This window comes from Micromonospora deserti, from assembly GCF_003236335.1.
Taxonomy (GTDB): Bacteria; Actinomycetota; Actinomycetes; order Mycobacteriales; family Micromonosporaceae; genus Micromonospora; species Micromonospora deserti.
In genome coordinates, this window is the sequence record NZ_POUB01000221.1 from 1 (window position 1) to 10104 (window position 10104).

Annotated in this window: 9 protein-coding genes; 5 read left to right on the plus strand and 4 right to left on the minus strand. The window is 74.2% G+C overall.

Annotated elements, in window-relative coordinates; all coding sequences use genetic code 11:
- Nucleotides 1-263 precede the first annotated feature (263 nt).
- The 3 genes from C1I99_RS24115 to C1I99_RS24125 form a co-directional block, all read right to left on the minus strand.
- A complete protein-coding gene (locus tag C1I99_RS24115) occupies nt 264-1280 on the minus strand; it encodes an ABC transporter permease subunit (protein WP_111136494.1) in 1017 nt (338 codons plus the stop codon).
- Nucleotides 1277-2284, minus strand: a complete 1008-nt coding sequence (locus C1I99_RS24120; RefSeq protein ID WP_111136487.1) for an ABC transporter ATP-binding protein — start codon at nt 2282-2284, stop codon at nt 1277-1279. The genes C1I99_RS24115 and C1I99_RS24120 overlap by 4 nt, the downstream gene beginning before the upstream one ends.
- Before the next feature lie 141 nt (nt 2285-2425).
- Nucleotides 2426-3211: a DeoR/GlpR family DNA-binding transcription regulator gene (locus C1I99_RS24125; protein ID WP_111136488.1), complete on the minus strand. Its 786-nt coding sequence runs from the start codon at nt 3209-3211 to the stop codon at nt 2426-2428.
- Between the two features lie 195 nt (nt 3212-3406).
- Here C1I99_RS24125 and C1I99_RS24130 point away from each other — a divergent pair, with 195 nt between their 5' ends.
- From C1I99_RS24130 to nagA, 3 genes are read left to right on the plus strand one after another with little or no spacing between them, the layout of a single operon-like run.
- Nucleotides 3407-4336 (plus strand): SIS domain-containing protein, encoded by a 930-nt coding sequence (locus tag C1I99_RS24130; RefSeq protein WP_111136489.1) that lies wholly within the window; start codon nt 3407-3409, stop codon nt 4334-4336.
- A gap of 47 nt (nt 4337-4383) precedes the next feature.
- Nucleotides 4384-5301 (plus strand): ROK family protein, encoded by a 918-nt coding sequence (locus C1I99_RS24135; protein ID WP_111136495.1) that lies wholly within the window; start codon nt 4384-4386, stop codon nt 5299-5301.
- Nucleotides 5301-6410 carry an N-acetylglucosamine-6-phosphate deacetylase gene (gene nagA / locus C1I99_RS24140; RefSeq protein ID WP_111136490.1) on the plus strand — a complete coding sequence of 370 codons (1110 nt, stop codon included), beginning with the start codon at nt 5301-5303 and terminating at the stop codon, nt 6408-6410. Before C1I99_RS24135 ends, nagA begins: the two co-directional genes overlap by 1 nt.
- A gap of 244 nt (nt 6411-6654) precedes the next feature.
- Here nagA and C1I99_RS24145 read toward each other — a convergent pair whose 3' ends face one another.
- A complete protein-coding gene (locus C1I99_RS24145) occupies nt 6655-7866 on the minus strand; it encodes a DUF4032 domain-containing protein (RefSeq protein WP_199562373.1) in 1212 nt (403 codons plus the stop codon).
- A 42-nt stretch (nt 7867-7908) separates the two neighbouring features.
- On the opposite strand from C1I99_RS24145, the gene C1I99_RS24150 reads away from it, so the two are divergent.
- Together C1I99_RS24150 and C1I99_RS24155 are read left to right on the plus strand one after the other, a co-directional pair.
- Nucleotides 7909-8745, plus strand: coding sequence for a phosphatase PAP2 family protein (locus C1I99_RS24150; protein WP_199562374.1), 837 nt, complete (start codon nt 7909-7911; stop codon nt 8743-8745).
- 10 nt (nt 8746-8755) lie between these two features.
- Entirely contained in the window at nt 8756-9988 is a 1233-nt protein-coding gene (locus C1I99_RS24155) for an APC family permease (RefSeq protein WP_111136493.1), read from the plus strand.
- The last annotated feature ends 116 nt before the right edge of the window (nt 9989-10104 follow it).

Consider the following 10104-nt stretch of genomic DNA (forward strand, 5'->3'; position numbering starts at 1 on the left):
GGTCGGCACGGAGCGGGGCGGGGGGATGCTCCCCGCGCCGCGGGCGCCGGCCGTCGGCCCGTCCTGACCCCGGTCGGCCGTGGCCGGCTCGGTGGCGGTCGGGGCGGCGTCGGCGGGCTGCATGGCGCTCCTTGTGGGGGCGGCGGCCGGCACGGCGACGCCGACCGGGAACCCCAGCCTAACCAGGGCCGACCCGGACCGCATCAGACGTGACCGGCGGCGCGGCCCGGTCGGGGAGGACCAGGGCCGCGCCGCCGCGGCGGTCAGGAGATGTCCCGCCGGCGCATCGTCCACAGCGCCGCGCCCAGGGTCACGATCACCCCGACGGCCAGCAGCACCGAGGACTGCTGCCAGGTGATGTCCAGGGTTGCCGGCTGGCACTCCCCGGAGAACGTGGCGTTGCAGGACTGCCAGTCCTGTAGGGTCACCTTCTTCTGCATCCACGCCATCGCGTACGTCGGCAGCAGCCAGGCCTCGGCGAAGCGGACGCCGGCCATGTCCAGCAGGATGCCGAGGGCGAACTGGCCGACCACCATCACCCCGATCGCGCCGCCCAGGGCCATCGCGGTGTGCCGGCCCAGCGAGGCCAGCGCGAACCCGGCCGTCGCCAGGACCAGCGCCAGCACGACGCCGCGCAGCCCGGTCAGGGCGAACGACTGCCAGGCCCCGGAGGTCATCTTCTCGGTGCTGCCCCGGAAGGTGGCGACCAGCCAGAACCCCGCGAACCAGAGCACCGCGGCGGATAGCGCCACCGCGAGCAGCCCGCTGAGCAGCGCCGCCAGCTTGGTCAGCAGGACGGTCAGCCGCTTCGGCCGCCACAGCAGCAGGTTCATCATCCCGCCGGTGTTCCACTCCGCCCCGACGAAGGAGGCGCCCACCACGAACCCCACCAGCGCCAGGATCGCCGCGAAGGGGAGCAGGGTGAATCCGAAGCTCTCCCGGAAGTCGAAGGTGGAGGGGAGGAACCACTGGGCTTCGATCGCCTCCCGCGGTGGCGGGCTGATGACCGAGCAGTCCTCCGGGTAGCGGTCCGGCTCGGCCGTACCGCCGGCCTTCGCCGCCTCGCACGCGGCGCGTTCCTGCTCGCTCCAGCGGACCTGCTGCTGATACTCCTGCTCGGCCCGCTGCTCGGCCTGGGCCAGCTGGGCCGGCCCGATCTTCTCGTTGGTGAAGAAGACGCCGACCACCACGGCGGCCAGCACCAGCAGGCCGAGCAGGGTCGCCCAGCGGGTGAAGCGCCGCTTGGCCAGCCGACGCAGTTCCGTACGGTAGAGACTCACGCGCCCCACCCTCCCCCGGTGCTGGTCTGCCCGGCCTCACCGACCTTCGTGGATTGGTCGACCTGCCGGTGCTGGCCGGGTACCGGCGCGGTGGCGGTCAGTTCGAGGAAGACGCTCTCCAGGTCGACGGCGACCGGGGCCAGTTCGCTGACGTAGAGGCCCTGCTCGGCGAGGAGCCGGGTCACCGTGGCCGGCTTGTCGACCCCGGCGAGCATCAGGTGGTCGGGGTGCCCGGTCACCCGGATCCCGCTGCGGATCAGCGCCTCGGCGGCCGCGGGCAGGTCGGTGACCGCCTCCAGCCGCACCCGGACGGCGCCCGAGGAGTGCTGGGCGAGCACCTCCTCTACCGGGCCGAAGGCGACCCGCCGGCCCAGCGAGATGATGGTGACCGAGTCGCAGATGAGCTGGATCTCGCCGAGGATGTGGCTGGAGAGCACCACGGTCATCCCCGACTCGGCGAGGGTGCGCATCAGGGTGCGCATCTCCCGGATGCCGCCCGGGTCGAGGCCGTTGGCCGGCTCGTCGAGGATCAGCAGCTTCGGGTTCTTCAGCAGGGCCGAGGCGACGGCGAGCCGCTGCTTCATGCCCAGCGAGTACGTCTTGACCCGTTCGCCGGCCCGGTCCCGCAGGCCGACCAGCTCCAGCACCTCGTCGATCCGCTCCGCCGGCACGTCACCGGCGCCGGCCAGCAACGACAGGGTGTCGCGGGCGGAGAAGTGTGGGAAGAACTGCGGGCTCTCCACGATCGCGCCGACCTGCCCGGCCACCGTCGGCAGCGCCGCCGGCACGTCGTGCCCGAGGATCGACATCCGGCCGCCGTCGGGCCGGATCAGACCGAGCAGCGTACGCAGCGTGGTGGTCTTGCCCGAGCCGTTGGGCCCGAGGAAGCCGTGCACCTGGCCCGCCTCGACCCGCATGTCGAAGCCGTCCAGCGCGTTGCGGGTACCGCGCCGACGACTCTTGTACGTCTTTCGTAGACCTTCTATCTCCAGGACAGCTGGCAAGCTGCACCTCCCCCGATGGACGCCATGACAGGCGACACCATACGTGGTATGCAGTGCTCCGCAATACCCGGTATGCAGTGACGCGCCGAAAGCCACCCAAACAGGGCACTGCCACCACGGAGCGTGACGCGGCGCGGGCGGTCAGGCGCAGATGACGTTGACCCCGGCGGCGCGGAACGCCTCCACCACCGCCGGCGCGGCGCCCGAGTCGGTGACCAGCGTCTCCACCCGGTCCACCGGGCAGATCCGGGCGAAGGCGTGACCGCCCAGCTTGGAGGAGTCCGCGATGATCACCACCCGTTTGGCCCGGGCCACCATCAGGTTGTTCATCGCCGCCTCCCCCTCGTGGTGGGCGGCGGCGCCGAGTTGCGGGTCGATCGCGTCCACGCCGAGCAGGGCGACGTCCAGGGTGACCTCGCGCAGCAGCGCGCCGCCGAGCGGGCCGACCAGCTCGAAGGACTTGGGGCGCACCACCCCGCCGGCCACCACCACCTTCATCCGGGAACGGACCAGCAGCTCGTTGGCGATGTTCAGGGCGTTGGTGACCACGGTCAGCTGGGCGCCTTCGGCGCTGGTGTTCAGGTCGGGCCGCACCGCCAGGGCCCGGGCCACCTCCGTGCTGGTGGTGCCGCCGTTCAGGCCGACCACGGTGCCCGGCGAGACCAGCGCCGCGGCGGCCGCACCGATCCGCTGCTTCTCCGCCGAGTGCTTGGCGGTCTTGTACCGCAGCGGCAGGTCGTACGAGACGCCGTTGGCGACCGCGCCACCCCTGGTGCGGGTGATCATCTGCTGCTGGGCGAGCTGGTCGAAGTCACGGCGGATGGTGGCCTGGGAGACGTCCAGCCGCTCGGCCGCCTCCTCGACGCTGACCCGGCCGTTGTCGGTCAGCATTTCGAGCAGGGCGTTCCATCTGGCGTAGCGGTCCACCCCGGGCCTCCAGTTACTGCGCGGTCGGTGATTGATTGCGTGCACAGTAGTGCGCGAAACTAGGAGGGCGCAAAACCACGACCTGCTCGATCGCGCGGCTGGTTGCCAGGGTCACCCGGCTCGCGCAGAATAGCGCGCGAAAGACGGGTCAAACGAGCCGTATTGCGCACCGCTCCCCCTGTGGAGGAGAGTCTCATGGCGTACGTCGACGCGGAGATCGCGAGCCAGCCCGACTGCTGGCGGGAGGCGGCGCGGATGGCCGCCGACACCGCCGACCAACTCCCCCGGCCCGGCGAGCGGGTCGCCGTCGTGGGCTGCGGCACATCGTGGTTCATGGCGATGGCATACGCGGCCCGCCGCGAGGCCGCCGGCCAGGGTGAGACCGACGCCTTCCAGGCCTCCGAGTTCCCCGCCGGCCGTCGCTACGACCGGCTGGTCGCGATCACCCGCTCGGGCACCACCACGGAGGTCACCGAGCTGCTCGCCGCCCTGCGCGGCCAACTGCCCACCACCGTCCTGGTCGGCGACCCCGCCTCCCCCGCCATCGACCTGGCCACCGCCGCGGTGGCCATGCCCTTCGCCGACGAACGCTCGGTGGTGCAGACCCGCTTCGCGACCACCGCCCTGGCCCTGCTCCGCGCCCACCTCGGCGACAACGTGGCCGCGCTGGCCGCCGACGCCGAGGTCGCGGTACGCGCCCCGCTGCCCATCGACCCGAGCGGGATCGAGCAGGTCACCTTCCTCGGCCGGGGCTGGACGGTCGGGCTGGCCCAGGAGGCCGCGCTGAAGTGCCGCGAGGCGGCCACCTTCTGGGCCGAGGCGTACCCGGCGATGGACTACCGGCACGGCCCGATCTCGGTCGCCGCCCCCGGCCGGCTGGTCTGGGCGTTCGGCGAGCTGCCCGAGGGGTTGCCGGAGGACGTCGCGGCGACCGGCGCGGCCTTCGTGCACAGCCGCACCCACGGCTGCCGCACCGTGCTCGGCAGCTGGGCCGCCGGGCGCACCCCGGTGGATCCGATGGCCGACCTGATCCTCGCCCAGCGCTTCGCCGTCGCGCTCGCCACCAGCCGCGGCCTCGACCCGGACGCACCCCGACACCTGAGCCGCTCCGTGGTGCTTGCGTGAGCGCGAGGAGTGAGCTTGCGAGCCCCGCGAACGAAGGAAAGCTCCGTCTGAGCGATCGCGTCGTCGTCGCGCTGGACGTCGGCGGCACCGGGATGAAGTGCGCCCTGGTCCGCCCGGACGGCAGCACCCTGCACACCGAACGGCACCCCACCGACGCCGGGCGCGGCCCGGACGCGGTGGTCGACACCATCCTGGCGGTCGCCGACGGGCTGGCCGGCAAGGCCCGCGCCGACGGGCTCACCCCGGTCGCGCTCGGCGTCGTCGTGCCCGGGGTGGTCGACGAGGCCCGGGGGATGGCGGTCTGGTCGGCGAACGTCGGCTTCCGGAACGTACCGCTGCGGGAGCTGGCGTGGACGCGGCTCGGCCTGCCGACGGCGGTCGGCCACGACGTGCGCGCCGGTGGCCTCGCGGAGGCCCGGCTCGGCGCCGGCCGCGGCGCCGGGCACGTCCTCTTCGTCGCCATCGGCACCGGCATCGCCGCCGCGCACGTGGTCGGCGGGTCGGCCGCCGTCGGCGCGCACGGCGCCGCCGGCGAGATCGGCCACATCCTGGTCCGCCCCGGCGGTCCGCGCTGCGGCTGCGGCCGTCCCGGCTGCCTGGAGGCGGTGGCGTCCGCCGCCGCGATCGCCCGCCGGTACGCGGAGCTGACCGGGGCGCCGGCGAGCGCCGCCGAGGTGGCGGACCGGGCGTCGGCCGGTGAGGCGGTGGCCGGCCAGGTCTGGCGGGAGGCGGTCGAGGCGCTCGCCGACGGCCTCGCCACCGGCCAGTCCCTCTTCGACGTGGAAGCCGTCGTGCTCGGCGGCGGGCTGGCCCGGGCCGGCGCGCGACTGTTCGACCCGCTGCGCGCGGCGGTGCACGAGCGGATGACGTTCCACCGGGAGCCGCGGCTGGTCCCGGCCGCCCTCGGCGACGAGGCCGGCTGCCTCGGCGCCGCCCTGCTCGCCCTCGACAGTCTGGAGAAGTGATGGCCCTGCGGGTGAACGGCAAGGTGGTGACCCCGACCGGCGTGATCCGGCAGGGCTGCGTGGAGATCAACGGCGACCGGATCACCGCGGTCGCCGAGTACCCGTCGGTGCGGGACGGGCACTGGATCCTGCCCGGCTTCGTCGACATGCACACGCACGGCGGGGGCGGGCACACCTTCACCACCGGCGACGCCGGGCAGGCCCGCGCGGCGGCGGCGTTCCACCTGCGGCACGGCACCACGACCCTGCTGGCCAGCCTGGTCAGCTCGCCGTTCGACCTGATGCGGGACGCCACCGCCGCGTACGCGCCGCTGGTGCGCGAGGGCGTGCTGGCCGGCATCCACTTCGAAGGCCCGTACCTCTCCTCGGTGCGGTGCGGCGCGCAGAATCCCGAGTTCCTCCGCGACCCGTCGTTCGACGAGCTGACCGAGCTGATCGAGCTGGGCGACGGCGCGGTCCGCATGGTGACCCTGGCCCCGGAGCGAGACGGCGCGCTGGAGGCGGTCAAGCTGCTCACCGCGCACCGGGTGGTCGTCGCGGTCGGGCACACCGACGCCACGTACGACGAGACCCGGGCCGCGGTGGCGGCCGGCGCGAGCGTCGGCACCCACCTGTTCAACGGGATGCGGCCGGTGCACCACCGCGAGCCCGGCCCGGTGGTGGCCCTGCTGGCCGCCCCGAACGTGGTCTGCGAGCTGGTCGCCGACGGCGTACACCTGCACGACGGCATGCTCACCTTCGCCACCTCGGTCGCCGGCCCGGAGCGGGCCGCCCTGATCACCGACGCGATGGCAGCCGCCGGCATGCCCGACGGCGGGTACGAGCTGGGTGGCCAGGCGGTCACCGTGGCCGCCGGGGTGGCGCGGCTGACCAGCGACGGGTCGATCGCCGGCAGCACGCTGACCATGGACGCGGCCCTGCGGCACGCGGTGGCCGCCGGCATCCCGATCGCCGACGCGGCCCGGATGGTGGCGACCACGCCCGCGCGGGCGATCAACCTCGGCGACAGGCTGGGTGCGCTCCAGGTCGGGCTCCGGGCCGACCTGGTGGTCCTCGACGACGACCTGAACGTGGTGCGGGTGATGCGCGGCGGCTCCTGGGTGGACTGAGCAGCCACGGCCCGCTGGTTCTGCCGGGCTCCCGCGTGCGGCGCCGAGCCTGTCGAGCTGCCCCGGCTATGAGACCGGTCCGGACCCGCCCGAACCGGCTGCCCGCGCGTAGGACCGGCCCCAGTCGAAACGGTCCGCACCCCGCCGATCCGGCTGCCCGCCGGTGCGGGCAGCTCGACAGCAAACGCAACAGCACCGGCCGGCCGCCGCCCAGCCGTGGGGAGGACGGCGGGCAGCGGGTGGCTCAGCCGGCGGTGGGCACCTCCACGCCGAGGACGGCCTGCTCGTCGGGGCGGTGCACCAGCACATCGGCCAGGTACGACTGCACGGCCGGGGCCATCCCCACGTCCCGGCCGGCGCGCTCGGAGAGCAGCCACTTGTGCTCGATGATCTGCGCGAAGAGTTCCTGCGGCTCCAGTTTGCGGCGCAGGTGGGCGGGGACCGCCCGGACCACCGGCTCGAACACCTCGGTGAGCCAGCGGTGCGCGGCCTGCTGCTCGTCGGTCAGGTCGCTCTCGGCCCGGTACGCGTCCAGGTCGTTGAGCAGCCGGCGGGCCTGGTTCTCCTCGGCGTCCAGGCCGGTCAGGCGCAGCAGCCGCCGGGTGTGGTAGCCGGCGTCGACCACCTTCGGCCGGACCAGGTAGCGCCCGCCGTCGATGGTCGACACGGCGATCTCGGCGACGTCGAAGCCCAGCTCGTTGAGGCGGCGAATCCGCCCCTCGATGTCGTGCCGCGCCTCCCGCTCGACCTGCTGCTCGTAGGTGATCTCGTGCCAGAGCCGCTCGTAGCGCTGCACGACCTCCTCGCAGACCACCTCCGGGTCGATCGACTCGTGCAGCAGCCCGGCGGCTTGCAGGTCGAGCGCCTCGCCGAAGATGTTGACCCGGGCGATCTCCAGGTCCTCGCCGCGCTGGCCGCTGGAGAGCGAGCGGTGCAGCGCGCCCGTCTCCGCGTCCACCAGGTACGCGGCGAAGGCCCCGGCGTCCCGCCGGAACAGTGTGTTGGATAGTGAGCAGTCGCCCCAGAAGAAGCCGGTCAGGTGCATCCGGACCAGCAGCGCGGCGAGCGCGTCGAGCAGCCGCTGCATCGTCTCCGGGCGGAGGGTGTGCGAGAACAGCGCCCGGTAGGGCAGCGAGAACTGCAGGTGCCGGGTGATCAGCACCGGGTCGAGCGGCTCACCGTCGTCGGTCTGCCGGTCGGCCACGATCGCCACCGCCTCCACCGACGGGAAGTCGATCCGCTCCAGAGCGCGCAGCAGGTCGTACTCCCGCTCGGCGACCCGCTCGCCGGTCTCCTTGACCGCGTAGACGTAGTCGCCGAGCCGGACGAAGCGGACGATGTGCCGGGAGATGCCCTGCGGCAGCGCGACCAGGTGTTGGGCAGGCCACTCCGCCAGCGGGGTCGACCAGGGAAGGTCGAGCAGCGCCGGGTCGACGAGGGCCGAGGTGATCCGCACGGGCACAAGTGTGACGCCTCGCCCCGTGCGGCGCTTCCCCGCGTGGCTGGGCACACAGCCACCCCCGGCCGGCCCGGTCCGGCGCCGCGGCGGGCCGGTAGCGTGGTCGGGGTGCGGGAGACCACGACGGTACGGCGCGGGCTCCACCTCCGGCCGGTCCGCCCGGCCGGCTGGTGGTTCGACGCCGTGCTGCTGGTGGCGCTCGCCGGGCTGACCGCGGCGCTCGCCGCCGGCCAGCTCTTCGGGATCGACCGGGCGGTGTTCGACTGGTCGCAGGCGCACCGGCCGGCGGCCGCCCACGGGGCGGCGGTGGTCCTCAACTACCTGGGCCAGGGCGCCCCGCTGACGCTGATCGCGCTGGGGCTCGGGGTGCTGCTCGCCGTCCGGCTGAGATCGGTGCGCCCGGTGCTGCCACCGGTGCTCGCGTTCGGGCTCACCTACCTGACCATCGGCCCGTTGAAGGTGTGGACGGCACGGCCCGCGCCGAGCGCCAGCGTCAAGGAGCCGTTCCTGCCGGCGGAGCAGACCCTCCCGCTCTTCCAGGAGGACCTGCCGCTGCGGTTCGCCCAGTCCTACCCGTCCGGGCACGTCACCAACGCGATCGTCTGGTACGGCGTGATCGCCCTGCTGCTCGCCCCGCTGCTGCGCTGCTACGGGCGCACCGCCCCGCCCCGGCTGGTCACCGTGATCCGGGTGGTGCCGCCGCTGGTCGTCCTGACCACCACCACGTACCTGGGCTGGCACTGGCTGACCGACTCGGTGGCCGGGCTGCTGCTGGGCCTGCTGCTGGACCGGCTGCTGCACCGGGTGCCCTGGGACGACCTGCCACTGCCCGCCTGGCTGCCGACTGGCGACCGGCCGTTCATCTCGACCACCTAGTCTCCCCGACGTGGATCAACTGGCGCGCCGGCTGGGCGTACCCGACGCGGTGGTCATCGGGCTGGGGTCGATGCTCGGTGCGGGCGTCTTCGTGGTCTTCGCGCCGGCCGCCGCCGCGGCCGGCGGGCCCGGCCTGGTAGCGGCGCTGGCGCTGGCCGGATTCATCGCGTTCTGCAACGCGACCAGCTCGGCCCGGCTCGCCGCCCGCTACCCCGAGTCCGGCGGCACCTACGTGTACGGCCGCGAGCGGCTCGGCCCCTTCGCCGGCTTCCTGGCCGGCTGGGGTTTCGTGGTCGGCAAGACGGCGAGCTGCGCGGCGATGGCGCTGACCATCGGGGCGTACCTCTGGCCGGGGCAGGCCCGACCCGTCGCGGTCGCGGCGGTGCTGGCCGTGACCGCGGTGAACCTGCGCGGCATCGGAAAGACAGCGACCGCGACGAAGGTCCTGGTCGGGCTGGTGCTGGCGGTGCTGGCCCTGGTCGCGGTCGCCGGCGCGGGCGACGTCTCGCTGGACCGGCTCGGCGACCCCGGTGGCTCCGGCCGGGGCGTGCTCACCGCCGCCGGGCTGCTCTTCTTCGCCTTCGCCGGGTACGCCCGGGTCGCCACCCTCGGCGAGGAGGTCCGCGACCCGGAGCGGACCATCCCGCGGGCGGTGCCACTGGCGCTCGGTGTGGTGCTGGCGATCTACCTGGTGCTGGCCGTGGTCGCGGTCGGCGTGCTCGGCGCCGACCGGCTGGCCGGTTCCGCCGCGCCCCTGGCCGAGGTGGTGACCGCCGCCGGGCTGCCCGGCCTGGCCTGGGTGGTCCGCGCCGGGGCGACCGTCGCGGTGACCGGGGTGCTGCTCTCCCTGCTCGCCGGCGTGGGACGCACCGCCCTGGCGATGGCCCGCCGCCGCGACCTGCCCGGCGCGCTCGCCGCCGTTCACCCGGTGCACCAGGTGCCGCACCGGGCCGAACTGGCGGTCGCCGCGGTGGTGATCCTGGCGGTGGCGCTCGGGGACGTGCGCGACGCCATCGGCTTCTCCAGCTGCACCGTGCTGGTCTACTACGCGATCACCAACGCGGCCGCGCTGACCCTCGGTCGGGAGCCGGGGCGGAAACTGCCGGTGCAGGCGCTGGCCGTGCTCGGGCTGGTCGGCTGTCTGCTGCTCGCGGTCAACCTGCCGCTGTCGAGCGTGCTGGCCGGCTTCGGCGTGCTGGCCGCCGGCGCCGCCTGGTACGCCCTCCGCCCGGCGCGACGCTGACCAGCGGTCATCGCCTCGCCCGAGATGGCCGGTGCCCGCGCCGGTCAGCCGGACCCTTCTCCGCCGGTCACTCCTGCGGCTCCCGGGGCGCCGGCCATCTCGGGCGAGGCGATGAC

Excerpts from the sequence above, each read along its gene's own strand:
- C1I99_RS24130 (WP_111136489.1), top strand. The coding sequence starts at position 3,407 with ATGGCGTACGTCGACGCGGAGATCGCGAGCCAGCCCGACTGCTGGCGG.
- nagA (WP_111136490.1), top strand. The coding sequence starts at position 5,301 with ATGGCCCTGCGGGTGAACGGCAAGGTGGTGACCCCGACCGGCGTGATC.